25 protein-coding genes are annotated in these 24,963 nt (G+C 71.4%); 9 read left to right on the forward strand and 16 right to left on the reverse strand.

Annotated features, from left to right (window positions below; all coding sequences use genetic code 11):
• Positions 1–13 precede the first annotated feature (13 nt).
• The 5 genes from ACLBYB_RS09990 to ACLBYB_RS10010 form a co-directional block, all read right to left on the reverse strand.
• Complete coding sequence (locus tag ACLBYB_RS09990; RefSeq protein WP_273564484.1) at positions 14–136, reverse strand: hypothetical protein; 123 nt, start codon at positions 134–136, stop codon at positions 14–16.
• Positions 133–333 carry a hypothetical protein gene (locus ACLBYB_RS09995; protein ID WP_447698669.1) on the reverse strand — a complete coding sequence of 67 codons (201 nt, stop codon included), beginning with the start codon at positions 331–333 and terminating at the stop codon, positions 133–135. Before ACLBYB_RS09995 ends, ACLBYB_RS09990 begins: the two co-directional genes overlap by 4 nt.
• Positions 334–391: 58 nt before the next feature.
• Positions 392–2,395: an acetyl-CoA carboxylase biotin carboxylase subunit gene (locus ACLBYB_RS10000; RefSeq protein ID WP_447698670.1), complete on the reverse strand. Its 2,004-nt coding sequence runs from the start codon at positions 2,393–2,395 to the stop codon at positions 392–394.
• Positions 2,396–2,495: 100 nt separating this feature from the next.
• Positions 2,496–2,936 (reverse strand): hypothetical protein, encoded by a 441-nt coding sequence (locus tag ACLBYB_RS10005; RefSeq protein WP_020092054.1) that lies wholly within the window; start codon positions 2,934–2,936, stop codon positions 2,496–2,498.
• 162 nt (positions 2,937–3,098) lie between these two features.
• Complete coding sequence (locus ACLBYB_RS10010) at positions 3,099–3,677, reverse strand: L,D-transpeptidase (protein ID WP_020092053.1); 579 nt, start codon at positions 3,675–3,677, stop codon at positions 3,099–3,101.
• Between the two features lie 190 nt (positions 3,678–3,867).
• On the opposite strand from ACLBYB_RS10010, the gene ACLBYB_RS10015 reads away from it, so the two are divergent.
• Together ACLBYB_RS10015 and ACLBYB_RS10020 are read left to right on the forward strand one after the other, a co-directional pair.
• On the forward strand, positions 3,868–4,797 hold the full coding sequence (locus ACLBYB_RS10015) for a histone deacetylase family protein (protein ID WP_447681379.1): 930 nt from the start codon (positions 3,868–3,870) through the stop codon (positions 4,795–4,797).
• 132 nt (positions 4,798–4,929) lie between these two features.
• A complete protein-coding gene (locus ACLBYB_RS10020; RefSeq protein ID WP_447698671.1) occupies positions 4,930–5,547 on the forward strand; it encodes a LysE family translocator in 618 nt (205 codons plus the stop codon).
• Positions 5,548–5,567: 20 nt separating this feature from the next.
• Here ACLBYB_RS10020 and ribB read toward each other — a convergent pair whose 3' ends face one another.
• The 4 genes from ribB to ACLBYB_RS10040 all read right to left on the reverse strand — a co-directional run bounded on the left by ribB (position 5,568) and on the right by ACLBYB_RS10040 (position 9,628).
• Positions 5,568–6,644: a 3,4-dihydroxy-2-butanone-4-phosphate synthase gene (gene ribB, locus ACLBYB_RS10025; protein ID WP_447698805.1), complete on the reverse strand. Its 1,077-nt coding sequence runs from the start codon at positions 6,642–6,644 to the stop codon at positions 5,568–5,570.
• A gap of 32 nt (positions 6,645–6,676) precedes the next feature.
• Positions 6,677–7,777, reverse strand: a complete 1,101-nt coding sequence (gene aroC, locus ACLBYB_RS10030) for a chorismate synthase (protein WP_447698672.1) — start codon at positions 7,775–7,777, stop codon at positions 6,677–6,679.
• A gap of 103 nt (positions 7,778–7,880) precedes the next feature.
• Positions 7,881–8,498, reverse strand: coding sequence for a DUF3578 domain-containing protein (locus ACLBYB_RS10035; protein ID WP_447698673.1), 618 nt, complete (start codon positions 8,496–8,498; stop codon positions 7,881–7,883).
• Positions 8,495–9,628 (reverse strand): anhydro-N-acetylmuramic acid kinase, encoded by a 1,134-nt coding sequence (locus ACLBYB_RS10040; protein WP_020092047.1) that lies wholly within the window; start codon positions 9,626–9,628, stop codon positions 8,495–8,497. Before ACLBYB_RS10040 ends, ACLBYB_RS10035 begins: the two co-directional genes overlap by 4 nt.
• 123 nt (positions 9,629–9,751) lie before the next feature.
• Between ACLBYB_RS10040 and tyrS the strand changes: the two genes are divergently transcribed.
• Entirely contained in the window at positions 9,752–11,023 is a 1,272-nt protein-coding gene (tyrS, locus tag ACLBYB_RS10045) for a tyrosine--tRNA ligase (protein WP_447698806.1), read from the forward strand.
• A 32-nt stretch (positions 11,024–11,055) separates the two neighbouring features.
• Complete coding sequence (locus ACLBYB_RS10050) at positions 11,056–11,739, forward strand: response regulator (protein WP_447681375.1); 684 nt, start codon at positions 11,056–11,058, stop codon at positions 11,737–11,739.
• 15 nt (positions 11,740–11,754) lie between these two features.
• Here ACLBYB_RS10050 and tatC read toward each other — a convergent pair whose 3' ends face one another.
• The 6 genes from tatC to argS all read right to left on the reverse strand — a co-directional run bounded on the left by tatC (position 11,755) and on the right by argS (position 18,131).
• The gene (gene tatC / locus ACLBYB_RS10055) at positions 11,755–12,555 is read right to left on the reverse strand and encodes a twin-arginine translocase subunit TatC (RefSeq protein WP_020092044.1); all 801 of its coding nucleotides are present in this window, start codon (positions 12,553–12,555) and stop codon (positions 11,755–11,757) included.
• On the reverse strand, positions 12,552–13,151 hold the full coding sequence (gene tatB / locus ACLBYB_RS10060) for a Sec-independent protein translocase protein TatB (protein WP_447698674.1): 600 nt from the start codon (positions 13,149–13,151) through the stop codon (positions 12,552–12,554). The genes tatC and tatB overlap by 4 nt, the downstream gene beginning before the upstream one ends.
• Positions 13,152–13,254: 103 nt before the next feature.
• Positions 13,255–13,527 (reverse strand): twin-arginine translocase TatA/TatE family subunit, encoded by a 273-nt coding sequence (locus tag ACLBYB_RS10065; RefSeq protein ID WP_020092042.1) that lies wholly within the window; start codon positions 13,525–13,527, stop codon positions 13,255–13,257.
• 157 nt (positions 13,528–13,684) lie between these two features.
• On the reverse strand, positions 13,685–14,689 hold the full coding sequence (nagZ, locus tag ACLBYB_RS10070; protein WP_447698675.1) for a beta-N-acetylhexosaminidase: 1,005 nt from the start codon (positions 14,687–14,689) through the stop codon (positions 13,685–13,687).
• Between the two features lie 262 nt (positions 14,690–14,951).
• Complete coding sequence (locus ACLBYB_RS10075; RefSeq protein WP_447698676.1) at positions 14,952–16,331, reverse strand: SPOR domain-containing protein; 1,380 nt, start codon at positions 16,329–16,331, stop codon at positions 14,952–14,954.
• Positions 16,332–16,379: 48 nt separating this feature from the next.
• Positions 16,380–18,131 (reverse strand): arginine--tRNA ligase, encoded by a 1,752-nt coding sequence (argS, locus tag ACLBYB_RS10080; RefSeq protein WP_447698677.1) that lies wholly within the window; start codon positions 18,129–18,131, stop codon positions 16,380–16,382.
• A gap of 279 nt (positions 18,132–18,410) precedes the next feature.
• Between argS and ACLBYB_RS10085 the strand changes: the two genes are divergently transcribed.
• Positions 18,411–18,848 (forward strand): hypothetical protein, encoded by a 438-nt coding sequence (locus tag ACLBYB_RS10085; protein ID WP_447698678.1) that lies wholly within the window; start codon positions 18,411–18,413, stop codon positions 18,846–18,848.
• A gap of 25 nt (positions 18,849–18,873) precedes the next feature.
• Here the strand turns inward: ACLBYB_RS10085 and ACLBYB_RS10090 are convergent, their stop codons facing one another.
• On the reverse strand, positions 18,874–20,121 hold the full coding sequence (locus tag ACLBYB_RS10090) for a deoxyguanosinetriphosphate triphosphohydrolase (RefSeq protein ID WP_091676856.1): 1,248 nt from the start codon (positions 20,119–20,121) through the stop codon (positions 18,874–18,876).
• A 153-nt stretch (positions 20,122–20,274) separates the two neighbouring features.
• Here ACLBYB_RS10090 and ACLBYB_RS10095 point away from each other — a divergent pair, with 153 nt between their 5' ends.
• From ACLBYB_RS10095 to ACLBYB_RS10110, 4 genes are all read left to right on the forward strand, one after another.
• Positions 20,275–20,601: a HesB/IscA family protein gene (locus ACLBYB_RS10095; RefSeq protein WP_012319723.1), complete on the forward strand. Its 327-nt coding sequence runs from the start codon at positions 20,275–20,277 to the stop codon at positions 20,599–20,601.
• A 145-nt stretch (positions 20,602–20,746) separates the two neighbouring features.
• Entirely contained in the window at positions 20,747–22,663 is a 1,917-nt protein-coding gene (locus tag ACLBYB_RS10100; protein WP_447698679.1) for a hypothetical protein, read from the forward strand.
• A 71-nt stretch (positions 22,664–22,734) separates the two neighbouring features.
• On the forward strand, positions 22,735–23,250 hold the full coding sequence (locus ACLBYB_RS10105; protein ID WP_447698680.1) for a DUF2165 family protein: 516 nt from the start codon (positions 22,735–22,737) through the stop codon (positions 23,248–23,250).
• A 494-nt stretch (positions 23,251–23,744) separates the two neighbouring features.
• A complete protein-coding gene (locus ACLBYB_RS10110) occupies positions 23,745–24,962 on the forward strand; it encodes a molybdopterin-dependent oxidoreductase (RefSeq protein WP_447698681.1) in 1,218 nt (405 codons plus the stop codon).
• The last annotated feature ends 1 nt before the right edge of the window (position 24,963 follow it).

Here is a 24,963-nt window from a genome sequence, read left to right on the forward strand (position 1 = left end):
GAGCTGTAAGAGCCTACTCGCCCGCGGGAGGATCGAGGCGCCGCGCGGCCCGCTCGTTCGCGCGCACGGCCGCGTAGGCGATCGCCAGCGTGATCGCCGGAATGCCGAACGTTACGAAGATCCAGTCGTAGTTCACGGCTTCAGGCTCCGGAGGGCACGCCTCGCGCCGTGATGTAGTGCGCAGCCGGTCCCCAGCCAAACGAGCGTGAAGATCGCGTTCTCGACGCGCAGCGCCGGTGCGCTCGGCACACCGAAGCTCGCGGCCGTCATCGGCGTGACGAAGCCGATGACGACGTAGGCAACCGCGATGTTGTTCAGCGCCGTCGCCAGCAACTTGGTCTGCTCGTTGTGAACCGCAGTCACGGCCGCGAGCGCGACGCGTGCCCCGCGATCAGGCGAATTCCAGGATCACCGCGTCGACCGCGAGGCTGTCGCCCTCCTTGGCGTGGATCTTCCCCACCGTCGCGTCGCGCTCGGCGCGGAGGACGTTCTCCATCTTCATGGCCTCGACGACCGCGATCGGCTCGCCGTTCTTCACCTCCTGGCCCTCGGTGACGAGGATCTGCTTCACGAGGCCGGGCATCGGGCAGAGCACCTGCTTGCCCGAGCCGGCCTGCTCCTTCACCGGCATCAGGGCGGCGAGCTGCGCCTCGCGGCGGGTGTAGACCCGGGCCTCGGCGGCCGCGCCGGCGTGCTGCAGGAACACGCCGTTGAGCAAGCTGCGCACCTGGATCGCCACGCGCTCCGAGCCGATCGTGCCGATCCAGACCGGCTCGCCCGGGCGCCAGGCGCTCGCCACCGTGAGCGCCGTGCCGTCGTCGCGGGTGACGAGGATGTCCTCGCCCTCCGGCTCGACCGTCACCGGGAAGGAGTGACCCGCCAGGATCACCACGCGCTCACGCTCGAAGGCGAAGAGGCCGGGCGCGCGCATCTGCCCGGAGATGCCGCGCTTGCGCTGGTTGAGCTTGTGGTCGATCGCCGCCGCCGCCGCCATCATGCGGATCGCCACCGGGCCGGCGGGCTCCGGAGCCGAGAAACCCTCGGGGAACTCCTCGGCGATGAAGCCTGTGGACAGCCGACCCTCCTGCCAGCGCGGATGGGCCATCAGCGCCGAGAGGAACGGGATGTTGTGGCGGATGCCGTCGATGGCGAAGGCGTCGAGGGCCTCGCCCTGCGCGGCGATCGCCTCGGCCCGGGTGGGCGCCCAGGAGACCAGCTTGGCGATCATCGGGTCGTAGTGGATGGCGATCTCGCCGCCCTCCTCCACGCCGGTATCGTTGCGGATGATCGCCGTGCCCTGCTGGCCCTCCTCCGGCGGACGGTAGGTGGTCAGCCGGCCGATCGAGGGCAGGAAGTTGCGGGTCGGGTCCTCGGCGTAGACCCGGCTCTCGACCGCCCAGCCGTTCAGCTTCACGTCGTCCTGGGTGATCGGCAGCTTCTCGCCGGCCGCGACGCGGATCATCAGCTCGACGAGGTCGAGGCCGGTGATCATCTCGGTGACCGGATGCTCGACCTGCAGACGGGTGTTCATCTCCAGGAAGTAGAAGGACTTGTCCTGCCCGGCGACGAACTCGACCGTGCCGGCCGAATCGTAGTTCACCGCCTTGGCGAGCGCGACGGCCTGCTCGCCCATCTTGCGGCGGGTCTTCTTGTCGAGGAGCGGCGACGGCGCCTCCTCGATCACTTTCTGGTTACGGCGCTGGATCGAGCACTCCCGCTCGCCGAGGTAGACGACGTTGCCGTGCTTGTCGCCGATCAGCTGGATCTCGATGTGGCGCGGGTCGGTGATGAACTTCTCGATGAAGACGCGGTCGTCGCCGAAGGAGGAGGCCGCCTCCGACTTGGCGCGGGCGAAGCCCTCCGCCACTTCCTCGCCCGAGTAGGCGATGCGCATCCCCTTGCCGCCGCCGCCCGCGGAGGCCTTGATCATCACCGGGTAGCCGATCTCGTCGGCGATCTTCCTGGCGTGCTCGGGTGATTCGATCACGCCGAGGAAGCCTGGAACCGTCGAGACCTCGGCGGCGGCGGCCGCCTTCTTCGACTCGATCTTGTCGCCCATCGCGGCGATGGCCCCCGGGTTGGGGCCGATGAACACGATGCCGGCGGCCTCGAGCGCCTTCGGGAAGGCCTCGCGCTCGGAGAGGAACCCGTATCCCGGATGGACGGCCTGGGCGCCGGTCTTCTTGCAGGCCTCGACGATCTTCTCGATCACGAGGTACGATTCGGAGGCGGCAGCGGGCCCGATTTGCACGGCCTCGTCGGCCATGGCGACGTGCACGGCGTCGCGATCGGCATCCGAGTAGACCGCTACGGTCTTGATGCCCATCCTCCGGGCCGTCTTGATCACCCGGCAGGCGATCTCACCCCGGTTGGCAATCAGGATCTTGTCGAACATCGCTGGCGCACTGCTTTCGAGATCGCCGGATTGCGCACCGGCTTGACTGTCCCGATAGATCAGTTGCGCCGCGGACGGAAGCTGCGCCTTGGTCTGAGGCTCAGGCGGCCAGGGCGAAGGTCATGCGCGGGGCCTGGACCGTGTCGCGGGCGCGACGGTTGGCCTCGAGGGCGAAGGCCACCAGTGATTCGGCGCTGCTCTCGGCCTCGCGGACGACTTCCATGGCGATCCGGGCACCCACCGCGCTCGGACCGTCGCGGCCGCTGAGCGAGGCGGCGAGCCACGCGGCGACGTCGCGGTCGATGTAGCCGGTCGGGCGCGAGCCCCAAACGGCGAAGTCGACGACCGAGGCGACCAGGAAGTCGGCGAAGGCGTCGGAACCGATCACCGCCCGCTCGAGGGCGATCAGGAGGTCGGCCTCCTCGCGGTTCATGAGGCCGTCCGGGAGGACCTCGCGCTTCAGGACGAGCAGGTCCTCGTCGCTGATCGTGCCGGCCGAGACAGCATGGTTGCAGAACTGTTGAACGGAAATGGTGGTCATGATCGCCTGCCTCCCCGACCTTTGTTGCGGTCGGCTCTAGTCCCTGTGTGTCTTCAACTTACGGGACCGCTCCCCTTCCAGAGGTTAATGGCGAGATCTGAACGGAAGTTCAGGTAAACACCCCCCGAGCAAGCAGGCTTATTGGGACGTTGACCGGTTGCGTTACCGGACGATGACCGTGGCTCCCACGGGCACCCGGTTGTAGAGGTCGACCACGTCGATGTTGCGCATCCGGATGCATCCCGACGAGACCGCCTGGCCGATCTTCTCGGGCTCGTTCGTGCCGTGGATCCGGTAGAGCGTGTCCCGACCGCGATCCGACAGGTACAGGGCGCGGGCGCCGAGCGGGTTCATCGGGCCGCCCTGCATGGCGTGGACGTGCGGCCAGCGCCGGATCATCTCGGCCGGCGGGTTCCAGGCCGGCCACTCCGCCTTGCGGTCGATCCGGGCCGTGCCGGTCCAGCCATACGCCTCGTCGCCCACCGACACGCCGTAGCGCATCGCCCGGCCGTTCGGCAGGACGAGGTAGAGCTGGCGCTCCTTGGTCTCGACGACGATCGTGCCGGGCGCTTCCCGGGTCGGGTCGGCGATCTCGTAGCGGGCGAAGTGCGGATCGAACTCGGCCTCGGGCACCAGGGCCATGTACTCGGCGTCGCGGGCCGAGAGCGCCGGATCGGGCACGCCCTTGAAGGTGCAGCCCGCCAGCAGCAGGGCGCAGCCGAGTCCCGAGATGATGCGCATATCCCCGCCTCGAAGGTCGTCGCGGCCGCGGACGGGGCGCGCGGATCGCCGATCCGGTCCGTCCCGTGGAAGAATCACGCAACCATAAGGGGGCAACGGCACCCCGCCGTAGTCCGCGCGTTGGGCCCGTGGCACATTGCCGGCTCCTGTTGCCGGTGCGCGACAGGCGAGCATCCCGGGAGCGACCCTCGTGACCACCCTCTACGTGAGCCATCCCGCCAGCTTCGATCACGAGGTCCCCGAGGGGCATCCGGAGCGACCGGCCCGGATGCGCGCGGTGGAGCGGGCCCTGGAGGACGAGCGCTTCGCGGGCCTCGTGCGGGCCACGGCGCCCCGGGGCGAGATCGAGGCCGTCACCCTCGCGCACCCGCGCGCGTACGTGGACGCGCTGGTGGCGGCGGTGCCCGAGCACGGGATGGTCGGCATCGATTCCGACACGATCCTGTCGGCGGGCAGCCTCGAGGCGACGCTGCGGGCCGTGGGCGGCGGGATGCACGCCGTCGACGCCGTCGTCGGCGGCGAGTGCCGCAACGCCTTCGTGGCCATGCGCCCGCCCGGCCACCACGCCGAGCGGACCCGCGCGATGGGCTTCTGCCTGTTCAACCACGCCGCCATCGCGGCCCTGCACGCCCGAAAGAAGCACGGCGCCGAGCGGGTGGCGCTCGTGGACTGGGACGTCCACCACGGCAACGGCAGCCAGGACATCTTCTGGAACGACGCCTCGGTGCTCTACTGCTCGACCCACCAGATGCCGCTCTATCCCGGGACCGGATCGCCGTCCGAGCGGGGCGAGAAGGACACGATCGTCAACGTGCCGCTGCGGCCGAACGACGACGGCGAGGTGTTCCGCGAGGCGTTCGAGACCGGCATCCTCTCCCGCCTGGAGGCGTTCCGGCCGGACGTGATCGTGATCTCCGCCGGCTTCGACGCGCACCGGCTGGACCCGCTCGCCAACCTGCGGCTGGAGGCCGAGGATTTCGGATGGGCGACCCGCCGCCTGATGGACCTGGCCGAGCGCTGCGCGGGCGGCCGGGTCGTCTCGATCCTCGAGGGCGGCTACAGCCTCGAGGGCCTCGGCAAGTCGGTGGCCGCCCACGTCGACGCGCTGATGGGCCGCTGACGGCGGCTGCGTTGCGGTCGTCCGGCAGCACGCGATAATCGGCGTCTCGGAGGAGATCGCCGCCATGCCGCCACGGAGCCGTCTGCGCCCACCCCTGCGGAGCATTCCCGTCCCGGCCGCGGGCACCGCTCGATGACGCTCGCGGGCTTCCTGACCTACGCGCTGGCCCTCGGGGTCGCTGCCGCGATCCCCGGGCCAGGCGTCGTCGCCCTCGTCGCCCGGGCCCTGGGCGCCGGTTTCGGCGCCGCGATGGCCTTCTCGCTCGGCCTGATCCTCGGCGATCTGACCTATCTCGCCGCCGCGATCTTCGGCCTGTCGCTGATCGCGGAGGCGCTCGGGGCGGTCTTCGTCGTCGTCCGCTACGGCGCGGCGCTCTACCTGGCCTACCTGGCGTTCCGGCTCTGGCGCGCGGCCGGAGCCGCAGCCCGGGTCGAGGGGGAATCGCGGGACCGGCCGTGGACCAGCTTCGTCGCCGGGCTGACCATCACTTTGGGCAATTCGAAGACGATCGTCTTCTACCTCGCGATCCTGCCAACGCTCGTCGATCTGCGCGGCGTGACGGCGGCGGATTTCGTCAGCCTCGTCGTCATCACGGCCGCGGTCCTCTTCACCGTGATGACGCCCTACGCGGCGCTGGCGGCGCGGGCGCGCGAGTCTCTCCGGCGGCCGGCCTTTCGCGCGCGGCTGAACCGCGGCGCCGCAGCGATCATGGCCGGCGCCGCGGTCTGGACCGTCCTGCGCCGCGCCTGACCGGGGCGCTCTTCCGGGCCTCAGCCCTCCAGGGGCTCGTCGCCCAGGAGCTCGATACCGAAGCCCGAGAGGCCGACATAGGAGCGGGACGAGGTGGCGAGGTTGCGGATCGAGATCACGCCGAGATCGCGCAGGATCTGGGCGCCGAGCCCGACCTCGCGCCACTGCCGCGCCCGGAGCGCCTCCGTACCCTCGTCGGTGACGCTCTTGACCGGGACACCCGCGGTGCCGTCGCGGAGATAGACCAGCACGCCGCGCCCGGCCGCCGCGAAGCGCTTGAGCACGGCGTCGATCTGCTTGCCGCCGCCGATCACGTCGGCAGCGACGTTGGAGCGGTGCAGGCGCACCAGCACGTCGCGGCCGTCGCCGATCTCGCCCATCACGAACGCGAATTGCTGGATCGACTCGAAGGGCGTCGAGAAGACGTAAGCGTTCAGGTCGCCGTGGTTCGAGCGCACCGGGAAGTGTCCGACCCGCTCCACCAGACGATCGCGGGCCTGCCGATAGGCGATCAGGTCAGCCACCGAGACCTGCTTGAGGCCGTGCGTCTCGGCGAAGGTCTCGATCTGCGGCCCCTTCATGACGGTGCCGTCGTCGTTGGCGAGCTCGCAGATCACGCCCACGGGCGGCAGCTCGGTGAGGCGGCACAGGTCGACGGCGGCCTCGGTGTGGCCCGAGCGCATGAGCACGCCGCCGTCGCGGGCGATCAGCGGGAAGACGTGGCCGGGCCGCACGAAGTCGCCGGCGCCCATGTTGCCGTTGGCCAGCGCCCGCACGGTGTTGCAGCGCTGCTCCGCCGAGATGCCGGTCGTCAGCCCGTGCTTGACGTCGACCGTGACCGTGAAGGCCGTGCCCAGCGGCGCGTCGTTCGAGGCGACCATCGGGGCGAGGTGCAGGCGCCGCGCCTCGCTCTGGGTGATCGGCGCGCAGACGATGCCGCAGGTGTTGCGGATGATGAACGCCATCTTCTCCGGCGTGCAGAGCGAGGCGGCGACGACGAGGTCGCCCTCGTTCTCGCGGTCGTCGTCGTCGGTGACGACCACGATCTCGCCGCGGGCGAAGGCCGCGATGGCCTCTGTGACGGTGCAGTGGGGCACGGGCATTCTCGAATCGTTGGGACGGACCCGGATCAGGGCCGGGATCCGACCTGTCCGCGATGGCGCAGATAGTGATCGGCCAGCACGCAGGCCATCATGGCCTCCGCGACCGGCACGGCGCGGATGCCGACACAGGGATCGTGCCGGCCCTTGGTGACGAGATCGACCTCGCCGCCGTCGCGGGTGACGGAGCGGCGCGGGGTCAGGATCGAGGAGGTTGGCTTCACGGCGAACCGCACCACGACCGGCTCGCCGTTGGAGATGCCGCCCAGGATGCCGCCCGCGTGGTTCGCCAGGAAGCGCGGCCGGCCGCCGTTGCCAGCCCGCATCTCGTCCGCGTTGTCCTCGCCGCGCAGGGCCGCCGCCGCGAACCCGTCGCCGATCTCGACGCCCTTCACGGCGTTGATCGACATCATCGCGGCGGCCAGGTCCGCGTCCAGCTTGCCGTAGACCGGTGCGCCGAGACCGGGCGGCACGCCCTCGGCGACGACCTCGATGACGGCGCCGACCGACGAGCCGTCCTTCCGGAGCCCGTCGAGATAGGTCTCGTAGAAGGACGCCGTCTCGGCATCGGGGCAGAAGAACGGGTTGTTGCCGACCGCGTCCCAGTCCCAGCGGGACCGGTCGATGGCGTGCGGGCCCATCTGCACGAGGGCCGCCCGAATGGTCACGCCCGGGATGACCTTGCGCGCCACCGCGCCGGCCGCGACCCGCGCGGCGGTCTCCCGCGCCGAGGACCGGCCGCCGCCGCGGTAGTCGCGGATGCCGTACTTCACGTCGTAGGTATAGTCGGCGTGGCCGGGGCGGTAGCTGTCGCGGATCTCCGAGTAGTCTTTCGAGCGCTGATCCGTGTTCTCGATCATCAGCGCGATCGGGGTGCCGGTGGTGAGCTGGCGGCCGCCGGTGCGGTCGTCCGCGAAGACGCCGGACAGGATCTTGACCTGATCGGGTTCGCGGCGCTGCGTCGTGAAGCGCGACTGGCCGGGCTTCCGGCGATCCAGCTCGGCCTGGATCTCCTCGGCCTCCAGGGACAGGCCGGGCGGGCAGCCGTCGACGACGCAGCCGAGCGCGATCCCGTGGCTCTCGCCGAAGGTCGTGACGCGGAACAGGTGGCCGAAGGTGTTGTGCGACATGGCGCGGCTGCCTTAGCGCGGGAGCGGCGGGGGCACAAACGCGGCCCGTGCAGGGCGGCCGGGCAGACCCGCACGCGGTGACGGGTCGGAGCGCCCGGCAGCCTCACCGGGCCTTCGGCGAACCGGGCAGATCGAGCCCGCCCCGCGCCTTGAGCGCCCGGTACGCCGCGACCGCCGCCGCGAGATCCCGGTGCAGCCGGCGCTCGTCGCCGAGACCGGCGAGGGCGTAGGTGAGGCCGAGGATGTGGGCGGCCTCGTAGCCCTCCGGCAACTCGCCCGCGCTGCCGAGGGCGATCGTCGCGTTCGGCAGCGCTTCGGCGAAGTCCGACAGCCGCGTCCTGAGCGCGGCGCCGCTGGCGCGAAGATGGGCACCGGCCGCCGCCGGACCGTGGCTGCGGATCGCCGCCACCGTTCCCTGCGCCAGCGACAGATGCACCGCCTCGCGGTGCGCCGGGAACAGGTAGACGAGGTAGTAGCCCCGCGTGGCGCTGGTGGTGACGGCGGGATCGAACACGGCGATCCAGGGGATCGCGGCCCAGCGGCTCCCGCGCCCCGGGCTGCCCTTCACCAGGAACGGCCCGTCGATCGGCTCCAGGGCGGCGCGCAGCTCGTCCGGCGCACCCCTGCGGATGACGGCGGCGAGCGGGTGGCCGGCCGGCGGGTCGAGCCGGGCGAGCGGGTATTCCTCGACGATCCGCCGGAGCGCGTAGCCGAGGCTCACGGCCGCGCCAGCACCCCGCCGGTGATGGCCTCGCGTACGCCTGTGGTCGCCGGGAAGGTGATCGGCAGGCCCTTGAGCGAGCGCACCGCGAGGTACGCGAAGGCCTGCGCCTCCAGATAGGCGGAGGACCAGCCGATCGCGTCCGCGGTCGTGATCTCGGCGCGCAGGTGGTAGTTCAGGAGCCGCACCAGCTCGCCGTTGCGGGCGCCGCCGCCGGCCACGATCCAGCGGGTCGGGACCTCAGGGGCGTGATCGAGGGCGCGGGCCACGGCCCGGGCTGTGAAGGCCGTGAGCGTCGCGGCGCCGTCCTCGGTCGAGAGTTGTCCGGCGAGCTTGTGCGAGAACCAGTTCCGGTCCAGCGACTTCGGCGGTTTGCGGAAGAAGAACGGGTGCGTCAGGAGCCAGGCGAGCAGCTGCTCGTCCGGGCGGCCGCGGGCGGCGGTGCGGCCGCCATCGTCGAGGTTCTTGCCCTCGCGCTCCTGCATCCACTCGTCGATCAGGGCGTTGCCGGGACCGGTGTCGAAGGCGATGACGCCGCCCTTCGAGTCGATCAGCGTCGCGTTGGCGACGCCGCCGATGTTGAGGATGCCGAAGGGCCCGTCGAAGCCCGACGCCTCGGCGAGCGCCTTGTGGAAGACCGGCACCAGCGGCGCCCCCTGCCCGCCCGCCTCGATATCGGCCCGGCGCAGGTCCGAGACGACCGGGATGCCGAGCCGGGTCGCCAGCGCCTGCCCGTCGCCGATCTGGATCGAGATCCGCTGGTCCGGGCGGTGGATCACGGTCTGGCCGTGGAAGCCGATCACGTCGATCTCGGAGGCATTCAGGCCGTGCTCCTCCAGGAAGCGCTCCACGGCCTCGGCATGGGCGAGGGTGACGAAGGCCTCGGCCTCCGGCAGACGCCCCGGCCGGTCGGCGGGATGGAGGACGGATTCGGCGTCCTTGGTGGCCGCGCGCAGCAGCGCCTTCTCGTCGTCGGCGTAGCCGCGGTAGCCGGTGGGGCCCAGCGGCTCGAGGAAGTTGTTGTGGCCCTTGACCACGTGGACGCGCTCGCCGTCGGTCTCGATCAGCGCGATGTCGACGCCGTCCAGCGAGGTGCCGCTCATCAGTCCGATCGCGCGCATCATCGCCATGCCGTGCTGCCCCGTGCCTTTCGGCCAACGCCCTGCTAAGAGCGCGCCGTATCCTGAACCCAGCGCGAGCTAGCATGCGGGGCCTCGGCCTGTCGCGCCAGCGCGCGACCCGAGATGGCATCCATGACCGCCGAGAGCTTCGCGCCGAAATCCGACTTCCTGCGGATCCTGACCGAGCGCGGCTATATCCACCAGACCTCGGACCTCGCCGGCATCGACGCCGCGGCCCTCGAGGGCCGACTGACCACCTATGTCGGCTACGACTGCACGGCGCCCTCGCTCCATGTCGGGCACCTCCTGTCGATCATGATGCTGCACTGGCTGCAGGCCACTGGGGGCAGGCCCATCGCCCTGATGGGCGGCGGCACGACCCGGGTCGGCGACCCGTCCGGCCGCGACGAGACCCGCAAGATCCTCACCGTCGAGCAGATCGACGCCAACAAGGCCGAGATCCGCAAGACCTTCGACCGGTTCCTGCGTTTCGGCGACGCGGCCGGCGACGCCGTGATGGTCGATAACGCCGAGTGGCTGACCAAGCTCAACTACATCGAGATGCTGCGCGACGTCGGCCGCCATTTCTCGGTGAACCGCATGCTGTCGATGGACAGCGTGCGCCTGCGCCTGGAGCGCGACCAGGAGCTGTCGTTCCTCGAGTTCAACTACATGATCCTCCAGTCCTACGACTTCGTGGAGCTGAATCGCCGCTACGGCTGCGTCATGCAGATGGGCGGATCGGACCAGTGGGGCAACATCGTCAACGGCATCGATCTCGGCCGCCGCATGGGCACGCCGCAGCTCTACGCCCTGACCTGCCCGCTGCTGACCACGTCGTCCGGCGCCAAGATGGGCAAGACCGCGGCCGGCGCCGTCTGGCTCAACCCGGACATGCTGAAGCCCTACGATTACTGGCAGTTCTGGCGGAACACCGAGGACGCGGACGTGGCCCGCTTCCTCAAGCTGTTCACCCTGCTGCCCATGGAGGAGATCGCGCGCCTCTCCGCCCTCGCCGGCTCCGAGATCAACGCGGCCAAGATGGTGCTGGCCACGGAGGCGACCGCGCTGATGCACGGCCGCGAGGCCGCCGAGGCCGCCGCCGAGACCGCCCGCAAGACCTTCGTCGAGGGGACGCTGGCCGCCGACCTCCCGAGCGTCACCGTGCCGTCCGCCGCCCTGGAGGCGGGCCTCGGCGTGCTCACCGCCTTCGGGCCGGAGGTCGCCAAGCTCGTGCCGTCCACCAGCGAGGCGCGCCGTCAGATCAAGGGCGGCGGCCTGCGGGTCAACGACGTGGCGGTCACGGACGAGAAGGCCGTCCTCGGCCGCGGCGACGTGACCGCGGACGGGGTGATCAAGCTCTCCTTCGGCAAGAAGCGGCACGTGCTGTTGCGGCCCGAATAGGCCGCCCGAGACCGCCACGAGGGACGGAACGCGTGAGCATAGCCCGCATCCTGGTGATCGACGACGAGCCGCCGATCCGCCGGCTGCTCCGCACCGGTCTCGGGACGCAGGACTACGCGGTCGTCGAGGCGGCCGACGGGGCCGCGGCCCTCGCCGCCCTGGAGACCGGCGGGGTGGATCTCGCGATCCTCGACCTCGGCCTGCCCGACATGGCCGGCCACGCCCTCCTGGCGGCGATCCGCGAGCGCTGGCCCGACCTGCCGGTCGTGATCCTGTCGAGCCGCGACGACGAGCGCGGCAAGGTCGAGGCTCTCGATCTCGGCGCCGACGACTACGTCACCAAGCCCTTCGGCATGAACGAGTTGCTGGCGCGCATCCGCGCGGCCCTGCGCCATCGCCTCGCCATGCAGGGGGAGCGGCCGGTCTTCCGGGTCGAGGACCTCTCGGTCGACCTCGTCCGCCGCATCGTCCGCGTCGGCGAGCGCGAGGTGAAGCTGTCGCCGCGGGAATACGAGTTCCTGCGCGTGCTGGTGCAGCACGCCGGCAAGGTGCTCACCCACGCGCAGCTCATGCGCCACGCGCCGGCTTCGTCGGACCCGCAGTACCTGCGCGTCTACATCCGGCAGCTGCGCCAGAAGCTCGAGCCCGATCCCGAGCGCCCGCGCTACCTGCTCACCGAGACCGGCGTCGGCTACCGCCTGCGCGCGCCGGACTGAGCCCGGCGCGCCGGCTCAGGGCTCCAGCCCCTCCTCGACGCGCCGCGCGGCGCGCAGCTTCTCGACCCGCGCCACCGAGAACACCGAGGCCTCGTAGAGGAGCAGCATCGGGATCGCGAGGGAGAGCTGCGAGATGACGTCCGGCGGGGTCAGGATGGCGGCGGCGACGAAGACCAGCACGATCGCGTAGCGGCGCTTCTCGCGCAGGAACGCCGCGTCGATGATCCCGATCTGGCCGAGCAGTGTCAGGATCACCGGCAGCTGGAAGGCGATGCCGAACGCGAAGATCAGCGTCATGATCAGCGACAGGTACTCGTCGACCTTCGGGAGCAGCTTGATCGTCGGCTCCCCGGCGACGCCCACCTGCTGGAGCGACACCGAGAATTTGATCAGCAGCGGCATCGCCAGGAAGAACACCACGAGCGCGCCGAGCAGGAAGAAGATCGGGGTGGCCACGAGGTAGGGCAGGAACGCCTTGCGCTCGTTGCGGTAGAGGCCGGGTGCCACGAAGGCGTAGATCTGCGTCGCGATCACCGGGAAGGCGAGGAAGGCCGCGCCGAAGACGCTGAGCTTGATGTTGGTGAAGACCTGCTCGAGGAAGTGCGTGGCGATCAGCTCGGCGTTCTGCGCACCCACGATGGAGACGTAGGGATAGACCAGCACGTTGTAGATATCGCGCGAGAAGAAGAAGCACGCGAAGAACATCAGCACGAAGGCGATGAGCGACTTGATCAGCCGCGACCGCAATTCGATCAGGTGTTCGAGCAGGGGCGCCCGGGACGCCTCGATCTCGGCCTCGTCCGCCTCGCTGATCATCGGGCAGCCGTGCCGTTCTTAGACTCTTCGGTGGCGGGATGCGCGGCGGGCGGGTCGAGCGGTGGGCCGAACGGATCGTCCACTGAGCCGGGCACGGGCAGGGGCGCCTCCGCGACCTCGGTCGTCGCACCATGGTCCGACGCGCCGGCGGGCGTCACCGGATGCGTATCGGCGGCGTGAGGTGCCGCCGCGGCTTCCTGCTCGGCCTTCAGCTGCGCCGTGGCGTCGGCCAGCGACCGGGTCTCGACCGGGGTCGTCTCGGGGCCGGGCATCTCCGGTCCCATCTTCTCCGGACCCATCTTGGCCCGGCCCTCGACGGCGCCCTTCAGTTCGTCGCGGATCGTCTGCACCGGATTGAAGGTCGAGCCCGCCGTGCGGACGGTGTTGCGGATGCCGTCGACCTCGCGTCGGACGTCGTCGAGCTCGGCCTCGCGGATCGCCTCGTTGAACTGCATCTGAAACTCGCCGGCCATGCGGCGCAGCTTCGTGGTGATCTGCCCGACGGTGCGCAGCGCCTTCGGCAGATCCTTCGGCCCGATGACGATGAGGGCGACGCCGCCGATCAGCATCACCTCGCCCCAGCTCATGTCCAGCATGTCGTCGACGGTCCTGCTGCCCCGAGATCCGGCACGGCGGCCGGACCCCGTCAGGCTCTACACGAGCGCGCGCGCTCTGACAGTCCTACAGTCAAGCTCGCCGTCAGACCGGCTTGCGCTCGCCGCCGGGGATATGACTCGCCGGGATCGCGGTGCCGGGGCTCGTCTCGGCGGTGTGCGGGATGGTGCGAACCGGCTCGGCCGGCGGCGGCGCGGCCTGGGCCGCCGGCGGGGTCTCGTCCTCGGCCATGCCCTTCTTGAAGGCCTTGATGCCCTTGGCGACGTCGCCCATCAGGTCGGACACCTTGCCGCGTCCGAAGAGCAGCATCACGATGACCGCGACGATGACCCAGTGCCAGATACTCATGCTGCCCATGGCAACCTCCTGCGGGCGCCCCGAAGAAGCGGGAGCGTGACGCCACGTCCGGTTGAGGATTTCGGGGCGAACCTAGGGATCGCGCCGCCCGAACACAAGCAGAGGCGATGCCACGGCCGGTGGAAGGCCGCGATGGATCGCCGCGCGGTGTCTCAGGTCAGGCGGCGGCGAGGGCCGCGGCGAAGCGGTCGCGGGCTTCCGCGACGTCGAGCCCGTCGCCGGCGGGGTCGAGCCGCGCCAGCGCGGCGGCGGCGCGCCGTGCGGCCTCGCCGGTCAGTTCGGGCGCCGCCTCGGCCACAGCCTGCATCTCGTCGCGCGCGCCGTTGCAGTGGAGGCCGATGTCGATCCCCGCCGCGAAGGCGCGCTCCGTCCGGTCGCGGAACGTGCCGGTCAGCGCGTGCATGGACAGGTCGTCGGTCATCAGCAGGCCGTCGAAGCCGATGGCGCCGCGGATGATGTCGCGGATGACGGTGTCCGACTGGGTCGCCGGCCGGTCGGGATCGATGGCGGTGAAGACGACGTGCGCGCTCATCGCCATCGGCAGGTCCGCGAGGGCGCGGAAGGTGCGGAAATCCTGCCCGGAGAGATCCGCGCGGGTCGCGTCGACCACCGGGAGGCCGTGGTGGCTGTCGCAGGTGGCGCGCCCGTGCCCGGGGATGTGCTTCATCACCGGCAGGACGCCGCCGGCCATCAGGCCCTCGGCGACGGCGCGTCCGATCTCGGCGACCCGCTCCGGGCTCGTCCCGTAGGCCCGGTCGCCGATGATGTCGTGCGAGCCCGGCGCCGGCACGTCGAGGACGGGGGCGCAGTCGACGTTGATGCCGACCTCGGCGAGGTCGTGCGCCATGAGGCGCGCGCCGAGCCGGGCGACGGTCGCGGCGCTGCCGTTCAGGCGGCCGTAGCGGCCGCCGGCCGGATAGGCCGGCCAGTGGGGCGGGCCCATCCGCTGGACCCGGCCGCCTTCCTGATCGATCAGGATCGGCGCCCGGTCGGACCCGACGCAGTCCCGGAGTGCCCCGGTGAGGGCGCGGACCTCGTCGGGCGTCCCGATGTTGCGCTTGAACAGGATGAAGCCCCAGGGCTTCACGTCCCGGAAGAAGGCCCTCTCCTCCGCCGTGAGCGACGGGCCGGTGCAGCCGAGAATCAGGGCGCGGGAGGTCATCTGGAACGACTCGGGGACAGCTCGGTTGCGGCGCGAAGACGGCGCGAGAACGGCGGCGGAACCGCCGGACGGCGCGAATCGATGGCGACAGAGTCGGGCGGGAACGGGGAGCCGGCAAGACCAAACCGCGGCCCGGGACCAGGGACGGCGCGATGGGGCCGCGCCTGTTGCCGCCGGGACTCGGTCGGACGCCCGACGCGGAGGCCAGACGCGGAAGGCCGCGGACGGGGTGCTGTCCCGTGCGCGGCCTCCGGTCAGGGCCTCAGTTCTTGGCCACGAAGCACTGGCCGCCCGCGCCCTGCAGGGCGCTGCACAGGCTCGCGGCCTGGGCCTTCTCCAGCGGTCCGACGCGGACGCGGTAGATCGTCTTGCCGTTGACCTCGGCCTGCCGGATCAGCTCGGGCTTGCCGGCGAGCTGCGCGTACTTGGCCTGCAACTGGTGGAACGCGGCCTTGGCCTCGGCGGCGGAGCTGCGCACCCCGAGCTGGACCGAGAAGCCGCTGACCGGGCCGGACTTCACGGCGTCGTCGTCCGTCGTGGTGCTGGCGGTGGTGTCGGGCACGGCCGCCCCGGCCGGAGCGACGGCGGCGATGCGCTGGGCGGCCTTCGGCGGCGGCTTCACGGCCACCGGCTTGGGCGCCGGCTGCTCGACCGCGGCTTCCGGCTGCGCGTCGACGGGCGTGGCCGTGGTCGCCGGCATGGCTGCGGCGGTCTGGCGGACGGGCCTGGACTTCGGGGCCGGCGGGGCGGGCGGCTCGTCGCTCGGCAGGACCATGGTGGGGATCGGGGCCGGCCCGGCATCGGCGGCCTGCTGCTCGCGCGGCGGCGGCGCGGGCGGTGCCTCGGGCTTGACCGCGACGGTGCGGACGCGGCGCGGCTCCCCGAACGCCTCGAACGGGCCGCTGCCCGGCGTCGTGCCGCCCTGGGCGCCGCTCGGCTGCGACGGGCCCTGGGCCGCCCGGGCGGCCTCGGCCACGTCGAGGGGCTGCTCCTCGCGGTTCACGATCTTGATCTGGCCGTCCTTCTTGCCCTTCGGGTCGTAGATCTGCCGGTTCTGATCCGGGATCTCGACGCCGTCGGCGACCTTCGGGGCGACCTTGAGGGGCGTGGAATCGGCCTGGACCACCGGAACGCCGCCGTGGCCCGAATTGCTCAGGCCCTTGTAGGTGAGCGCCCCGGTGACGGCGAGCGCCACCACGGCGACGCCGGCACCCACCGAGACGAGCCGCCGCCGCGGATTGGCGCGCCGGAGCGCGCGGCTGTCCGCGTAGGTCTCCTCGTCGCCGGTCGAGGTCGGGCCGCTCTCCGGAGCGTAGCCGGCGCCCTCGCGGTGCGTGTCCTGCTCTACCGAGGCGAGATACTGGTCGAACGCGTCGGCCGGCGTGGCCTTGGCGGGTTCCGGGGCGAAGCTCGGCTCGACCCGGGCATTCCAGGCGGCCTGCTGCGGCGCGGCGGGCGCGACAGCGCGCATCTCGTCGCGGGCCGCGAGCAGCGCCCGGAACGGGTCGTCCTGGCCGACGATGCGGGCGAGTTCCGCCAGCGGGTCGCCCTTGCCGGACGCCTGCGGCGCCTGGCCCTTCTCCTGACGCAGATCGCGCGCGAGGGCGTCCAAATCGACCTGAGCGCGCGAAGCGTTCGTCATGGCAGCATCCTCACATCAACGCCGAAGACCGGCCCGATGCACCCGGGCCTATCGCATCTCGTCCGGCGCGGTCACACCGAGAATCGCAAGGCCGGCCGCCAGCGTGCTCCGCAGAGCTTCGACGAGCGCCAGCCGGGCCCACGTCGACTTTCGGTCGGTTGCATTAACAAACCGTAATTGCGGCAAGTCTTTGCCCTTGTTCCAGAAACTATGCAGCGCGGAGGCCAGTTCATAGAGGTGGAAGGCGATTCTGTGCGGCTCGTGCGCCAGCGCCGCGGATTCGAGGACCCGCGGGTACTGCGCGATGAGGCGCATCATCTCGATCTCGCCCGGGTCGCTCAGCACGGAGAAATCCGCCTCGCGGGCCAGCGCCGCGGCCGAGAAGTCGGCGTCCGGGAAGGCCTCGCGCGCCTGCCGCTGCACCGAGCGGACGCGGGCATGGGCGTACTGGACGTAGAAGACCGGGTTGTCCTTCGTTTGCTCCACGACCTTGGCGAGGTCGAAATCCAGGGTCGCGTCGTTCTTCCGGTAGAGCATCATGAACCGGATCGCGTCGCGGCCGACCTCGTCGATCACGTCGCGCAGGGTCACGAACTCGCCGGCCCGCTTGGACATCTTGACCGGCTCGCCTGCGCGCAACAGCCGCACGAGCTGGCAGAGCTTGACGTCGAGCGTGGCCTTGCCGTCGCTGACCGCCTTCACGGCAGCCTGCATGCGCTTCACGTAGCCGCCGTGATCGGCGCCCAGGACGTCGATCAGCTCGGTCGCCCCGGCGAGGTACTTGGCCCGGTGGTAGGCGATGTCGGAGGCGAAGTACGTGTACGAGCCGTCCGACTTCAGCAGCGGGCGGTCGCTGTCGTCGCCGAATTCCCGGGTGCGGAACAGCGTCTGCTCGCGATCCTCCCAATCTTCCGGCAGCTGACCCTTGGGCGGCGGCAGACGCCCCTCGTAGACGAGGCCCTTGGCGCGCAGCTCCGCGAGCAGGGACTTCACGGCCCCGCTCTCCTGGAGCGTGCGCTCGGAGAAGAACACGTCGTGGCGGATGCCGATCGCCGCCAGGTCGGCCCGGATCATGTCCATCATCATGCCGAGCGCGGTCTCGCGCACCGCGGGCAGCCACTCCGCCTCCGGCTTGTCGAGGAGCGCGCGGCCGTGGGTCTCGGCCAGCGCGGCGCCCACGGGCTTCAGGTAGTCGCCCGGGTAGAGGCCCTCGGCGATCGCGAAGGGCTCGCCCAGGGCCTCGCGGTAGCGCTGGAAGGCCGAGCGGGCCAGCACGTCGACCTGAACGCCGGCGTCGTTGATGTAGTATTCCCGCGTCACCTGCCGGCCGGCGGCGACGAGCAGGTTGCACAGGGCGTCGCCGAACACCGCGCCGCGGCCGTGCCCGACATGCATCGGCCCCGTCGGGTTCGCCGACACGTACTCGACGTTGATCGGGCCGCCGGGCAGCCGCGCGCGGCCGAACACCTTCGGCGCCGTCAGCGCGTCGCGCACGACCGCGTGGAAGATCGCGGGGTCGAGCCGCAGGTTGATGAAGCCCGGCCCGGCGACGCTCGCCTCGACGATCCGCGGGTCCGCGCGGAGTTCCTCCGCCAGGGCCTCGCCGAGCGCCTTCGGGTTGGTCCGCGCCTCCTTGGCGAGCACCAGGGCGGCGTTCGTGGCGAGATCGCCGTGCGACGCGTCGCGGGGCGGCTCGACGACCACGCGGCCCAGGTCGAGGCCCTCGGGCAGGTGGCCGGCGCGGGTCAGCGCCTCCACGGCCTCGCGCACGCGCGCCTCGAACAGGGCGAAGATGTTCATGGGTCTCGATCTCGCTCGCGCGGGGGTCTCGTCGCCCGGCCCGTCCGGCCTGCGCCCGCCCCGGCGGTCTAGCAAGGGGGCGGGAGGGTGTCACGGCGCCGGGCCGCGCACCGAGCCCGCGGAATCCGCGGTCGCGGCATCGCTCCGGTAACCACGTGCGCGTCGCCGACGGGTTATCCCGCGCGACGAATACCGATCGCCCAGTGTCCGTCTTGTCTCGAACGAGACGACACGGTGTCATCGTCGGCGATCGTGAGTAGGCCGATCGCGGAGTTACTGATGAAGACCTTGACGATTGCGGGCACGGCGCTCTGCGCGCTCATCCTGGCCGCGCCGAGTGCCGAGGCGGGCGGTTTCCGCGGCGGCGGATTCCATGGTGGTGGATTCCACGGCGGCGGATTCCGGGGCGGTTACCGCGGCGGCTACGGCTACCGCGGCGGCTACGTGGCCCGCGGCTTCTACGGGCGCGGCTACGGTTACGGGTATCGTGGCGGCTACGGTCGGGCCCTCGGCTACGGGCTGGCCGGCGCGGGGATCGGCCTCGGGCTCGGGCTCGCCGCCGGCAGCGTCTACGGCGGCTACGGTTATGGCGGCTACGGTTACGGCTACCCGGCCGCCTACGGCGGTTACGGCTACGGTTACGGCTACCCCGCCGCCTACGGTGGCTACGGCTACGGCGGGTGCTACGGCAGCTTCACCTGCGGCTGCGGCTGCTGACCAGAGGCGGACCCGCGCCGGGCCCTCAGGGCTCGGCGAGGGGCAGGCCCCGGCTGGGCAGCTCCCAATGGAGGTCCGGCGTCGTCGCGTAGAGCTTGCGGTGCGCCAGGACCGCGTAGGTGTCGGTCATGCCGGCGATGTAGTCGGCGACCCGGCGGGCGACCCGGGCCTCGGTGGCCCCGTCGAGACCGGCGCTCCACTCCTCCGGCATCCGGGCCGGCGCCGCGGTGAACGCGGCGAACAGGTCGTTGACGATGGCGTCGGCCTTCTTCCGCACGGCCACCACGCCGGGATGCCGATACATCCGCTCCCACAGGAAGCGCATGATCTCGGCGTCGGCCGCCGCGATCTCCGGCGAGAACACGATGACCGGCTGATCCGCGTTGCGGATGTCCTCGACGCGCTGCGGATCCAGGGCGGCGATGCGGCGGCCGCCCTCGCGGATGACGTCCTCGACGAAGCGGGTGATCACCCGGCGGGCGAGCTCGTGGATCATCCGCGACGGCTCCAGGCCCGGATGCAGCCGGTCGATCTCGTCGAGCAGCCCGGCCAGGAAGGGGACCGCCCGCAGCTCCGGGATCTCGAACAGGCCGGCGCGCAGCCCGTCGTCGAGGTCGTGGGCGGCGTAGGCGATGTCGTCCGCCAGCGAGGCGGCCTGGGCCTCGGGGCCGGCCTGGCTCCACAGGTCGAGGGGATTCAGCGCGTCGTATTCCAGGATCGCCGCCGGGATGCCGCGGGCGGCGTAGCGGGGCGTCGGGTGGCCGTCCGCGGTGAGCAGCGGACCGTTGTGCTTGACGAGGCCCTCCAGTGTCTCCCAGGCGAGGTTCAGCCCATCGAAGCCGGCGTAGCGCCGCTCCAGCCGGGTGACGATCCGCAGCGCCTGGGCGTTGTGGTCGAAGCCGCCGTGGCGCGCCATGCAGGCGTCGAGGGCGTCCTCGCCGGTATGGCCGAAGCAGGTGTGGCCGAGGTCGTGGCTGAGGGCCAGCGCCTCCGCGAGGTCCTCGTCGAGCCCGAGGGCGCGGGCGAGCGCCCGGCCGATCTGGCTCACCTCCAGCGTGTGGGTCAGGCGGGTGCGGTAATGGTCGCCCTCGTGATGCACGAAGACCTGCGTCTTGTGCTTCAGGCGCCGGAACGCCGTCGAGTGGATGATCCGGTCCCGGTCGCGCTGGAAGTCGCTGCGGGTCGGCGAGCCGGCCTCCGGGATCAGGCGGCCCCGGGTGCGGGCCGGGTCGGTGGCGTAGGGCGCGCGCCAGCGCTCACCGTTCGGTCGCACGGCATCCGCTCTGAAACTCACGCACCCTGCTCATGACGGCTCCCCGCCCGGCGCGTTGCGGCGCGGGCTTGCGGCTCATATCTTGTGGGTCGAGGCGCCCTCGGCAACGGGCCGGGCGCGCCGTCCACCGAACGAATGCGTGGCCAGAGACCGATGGCTGAGATCACCCTGACCGCCCGCGCGGCCAAGCGCATCAACGAGATCATGGTGTCGGAGCCGGCCGGCTCGTCGCTGCGGATCAGCGTCAACGGCGGCGGCTGCTCGGGCTTCTCCTACGCCTTCGACATCACCCGCGCCCGCGAGGCGCAGGATGTCGCGATCGAGCGCGACGGCGCCACCGTGATCGTCGATCCGGTCTCGCTCGAGTACATGAGCGGCTCGACCATCGATTTCGTGAACGACCTGATCGGGCAGTCCTTCAAGATCGAGAACCCGCTCGCCACCGCCTCCTGCGGCTGCGGCACCTCCTTCTCGTTGTAGCGCCCGGCCCGGCGCCGCCGCGCCGTTGCGTCCGTACGACACCTTTCCCGGCTCGATCGCCCGGGCCGGCGCGCGCGATTGCCTCGCCCGGCAAAACACGGCACGGCTAGGGCATCCCCGCGAGAGCCCTGGTCCGGACGCTGCCATGAACCACCCGAAGGCCCGTCTCCGCCTCCGGTCGGCCTGGGCGGCGGCCGTCACGCTGGCCCTTCTCGGCCTCGCGCCCGCGCCGCTCGCCGCGCAGGAGGGCGCCGCCGCCGTACAGGACGTGACGGTCAACGACGTGGTGATCCCGCTGGGCGGCACGCTGCTGAAGGCTCCGAAGCTGACGGCCAGCGGCACCCGCCTCTCCAAGGAGGATCTCGCGGCGATCCTGCGCCCGGATTCCAACGTGCCCTGGGAGCAGCGCCTCGCCCGGCTCGACGCCGGCAGCCTGACCGTCCCGGTCCTCGTCTCCGAGAACGCGGGTCCCGGCGAGAACCGGCAGAACGTCACCTACCGCGACGTGGTCGCCCGCGACATCCGAGCCGGCCGCGTCGGCGAGCTGACGGCGGCCGGCGCGACGGTCAGCTCCGTCGCGGGGCCGAACCGCGGGTCCGGGACCTACGGTCAGGTGCGCGCCACGGACCTGGATCTCGCCGCGCTCAGCCGGCTCTACACGGTGCCCGGCGACGGCAAGGGACCGGTCCAGCGCGTCTACGGGACCATCCAGGTCTCGGACGTCACCTACTCGGACGCGCGCGGCACCACCGTGAAGATCGCCCGCCTCGACGGCCGCGATCTCGGCGGCCGGCAGGTCCCGGACGGCTGGAGCGGCGCCTTCGCCATCGTGGCGAACGGCTTCGACGGCGCCAGCGACCGCCGACCGCTGGCCGCCGCCGCCGCCGATCTCATCGACGCCACCTCGGTCGGCAGCCTGGAGATGCAGGGCCTGAGCGTCAGCGACACCGATCCGAAGGGGCCGGTGCTGTTCGAGATCGGCCGGGCCGCCTACACCTCCTCGGGCTCCGAGGGCGGCACCACCCTGGACAACCTGTCGATGACCCGCGGCGCGCTGCGGATCCATGTCGGCCGCGTGGCCGCGCTGGGGACCTCCCTGGCGCCGACCGTCGCGACCCTCCAGGGCATCGCCGCGGAGCCGACGGGCGGCGCCGGCTTCTCCGACGTCGAGATGCGTCGCCTGACGCCGAAGCTCGGCACGCTCACCCTCACCGACCTGTCGATCGACCTGCCGCCCGAGGCGGAGGTCGAGCGGGCGCCTCCCCGCGACGTCCGGCCCCCGGCCCGCGGCGCCCTGCCCGAGCCGGGCCGGTCGGCGCGGACACCCGAGCCCAGGCCGGCCGACAGGACCGCGGATCCCCTGGCGGTCACGGTGTCGCCGCGGCCGTCCCCCCGCGTCGCGCTGCGCGAGGCGGCCCTGGCCTTCGGCCCGCTGACCGATGGCGTGCCCAGCGCGACCCGCATCAGCCTCACCGGCCTGAGCCTGCCCGCCGACCTGCTCGCGGGCGCGCCGCTCCTCGGCCTGCTGCCGGCCTACGGCTACCGGGACCTCGACCTCGACCTCGTGGCCGACGCGAGCCTGGACGAGAAGGCCCGTGACCTCGCCCTGCGCGAGGTCACGATCTCCGGGCGGGACATCGGCACCGTCCGCCTGTCCGGCACGCTCGGAGGCATCGGGCCCGAACTGTTCTCCGGCACCCTGCCGGCGGCGACCATGGTGATGTTCTCGGGCAGCGCCAAGACCCTGAACCTTACGGTCGAGAATGCCGGCCTGTTCGAGCGCTTCCTGGCCGCGCAGTCGAAGGATCTCAGCCTCAAGCCGGACGAGCTGCGCAAGGAATACGTCACCGCCAGCCTGCTCGGCGTGCCGATCATCCTGGGCAACAGCGCGGCCGCCAAGGGGATCGGCGCCGCCATGGGCCAGTTCGTGATGAAACCCGGCAAGCTCGTGGTGCACGCCAAGTCCAAGGAGCCGGCGGGGATCGGCTTCATCGACCTGGGCGCGGCGCGCTCACCGGCCGCCGTCCTCGACCGGCTCGAGGTCGAGGCGAAAGCGAACTGAGGGACGCCGCGATCGGCCGAGGCCGTGGCCCGGCTCCGATGGCGACGCCCGCATATCTGGAAGGGCCGCCCATGCTCGCCGTCCGCCTCTCGAAGGCCGCCCTCGTCGGCGCCCTGGCCCTGACCTGCACGGTGGTCGTGTACGGCAACGTCACGGAGCCGGCGGTGAACCTCGCCTTCGTGCAGCACGTGCTGTCGATGGACACGATCCTACCGGATTCGGGCATCGCCGACCGCGCGATCACCGATCCGGCACTGCAGCGCGGCGCCTTCGCGATGATCGTCGCCGCGGAGGCTGTCACGGCGCTCCTGCTCTGGATCGGCGTCGCGCTAATGCTGGCGCGGCTGCGGGCCCCGCGCGGCGACTTCGACCGGGCCAAGACCTGGGCGATCGCCGGCCTGAGCGTCGGCTTCCTGGTCTGGCAGGCGGGCTTCCTGGGCATCGGCGCCGAGTGGTTCGGCATGTGGATGTCGAAGGTCTGGAACGGCCAGCAATCCGCCTTCCGCTTCGCCATGACGGTCCTCGGCGTGATGATCTACATCGCCCTGCCCGAGGCCGAGGATCCGGAGGCGGGCCGCAGAGGCTGAGATCGCGCGGCCGGCACTGTCCCGACGCGGGGGCTGTCGTGCCGACCGCGTTCTCGGAGCTCGCCGCACCGCTACCCGGAGCGATCGGGAATCGCGATCAGTTCATTCGATAAGTTCTGTTGGATTGAACGCTCGGTGAGAGGGATGGTGGCTCCCTGTTCCGGAGCCTAGCCGTGTCGCGCAGGACCAACCCTCTTTCGATCGCGTGCCGCATCCGCGGTTCGGTAGCCAGGCTTGGCTCCCGCCTCGCGGTCAGCCTCGGAGCCGTTGGCCCGAGGCGGTCGAGGCCGCGATCGTCGGCCGAGTCCCGGACCCACACCCTCGCTCGCCGCGCTCACCGCCATCAGCCTACACCTGATCCACCTTCCGACATCGCGCGATGCCCAAGCCCGGTTCGAGGAGCGTCAGGACAGAAATCGGACCGCGGAACCGCGATCTGCAAACCGCAGAGCAACGGTCATCGAGTTACCCCACGCTGTTGAGGAGACACCGCCGTGAGCCAATCCGCCCTTCCCCGCCGTGCCGTGCTGGCCGGCCTCGGCCTCGGAGGCCTCGCTGCGGCCGCCCCGGCTTGGGCCGCCGGCACGGTCAGACTCCCCCTGCCCGGCGGTCCCGAGCAGCGCGCGGTCACGACCGCCTTCCCCGGGAAGGGCGCGATGATCCTGCAGCGCACCCGGCCGCCGCTGCTGGAGACACCCTTCGCGGTGTTCGACGAGGGCGTGTTCACCCCCAACGACCGCTTCTACGTTCGCTGGCACTGGGCCGAGATCCCGACCGCGATCGACGTGCCGTCCTTCCGACTGACAGTGCGCGGTCACGTCGAGACGGCCCTGTCGCTGTCCCTCGACGCACTCGCCGACATGCCGCGATTCGAGATCGCGGCGGTCAACCAGTGCTCGGGCAATTCGCGGGGCCTGTTCGTGCCGCGGGTCCCCGGCGCGCAGTGGGCCAACGGCGCGATGGGGAACGCCCTCTGGACCGGCGTGCGCCTGAAGGACGTGCTCGACCGCGCGGGCGTGAGGGCCGGCGCCGTGCAGGTGCGCTTCGCCGGCCTCGACGAGCCGGTCGTGAGCGACGCGCCGCACTTCCGGAAATCCCTCGCCCTGGACCATGCCCGCGACGGCGAGGTGATGATCGCCTACGCGATGAATGGCGCGCAATTGCCGCTGCTGAACGGCTTCCCGCTGCGCCTCGTCGTTCCGGGCCGGTACTCGACCTACTGGGTCAAGATGCTGTCGGACATCGAGGTTCTGGACAGGCCCGACGATCAGTACTGGATGGAGACGGCCTACCGCATCCCGGACGTGCCGGGAGCCAACGTCCGGCCCGGCCAGACCGGCTTCAAGACGGTGCCGATCGACCGCATGGTGCCGCGCGCCTTCGTGACGAACCTGCAGGACGGCGCCCGGGTCGCGGCCGGCGCGCCGGTGGCCGTTCGCGGCATCGCCTTCGGGGGCGATTGCGGGGTCAGGTCCGTGGAGATCTCGACCGACGGCGGCGCGTCTTGGGCGCCGACGCGGCTCGGGGCCGACGCGGGCGCCTACAGTTTCCGCCGCTTCGACGTCGGCTTGCCGGCCCTCGCGACCGGCACCCGCGCCGTCAAGGTCCGCTGCACCAACACGAACGGACTCGCGCAGCCGATGGACCCGGTCTGGAACGGCGCGGGCTTCATGCAGACCGGCGTCGAGACCGTGACGCTCCAGGTCGCCTGAG

Source organism: Methylobacterium sp. D54C, assembly GCF_053345595.1.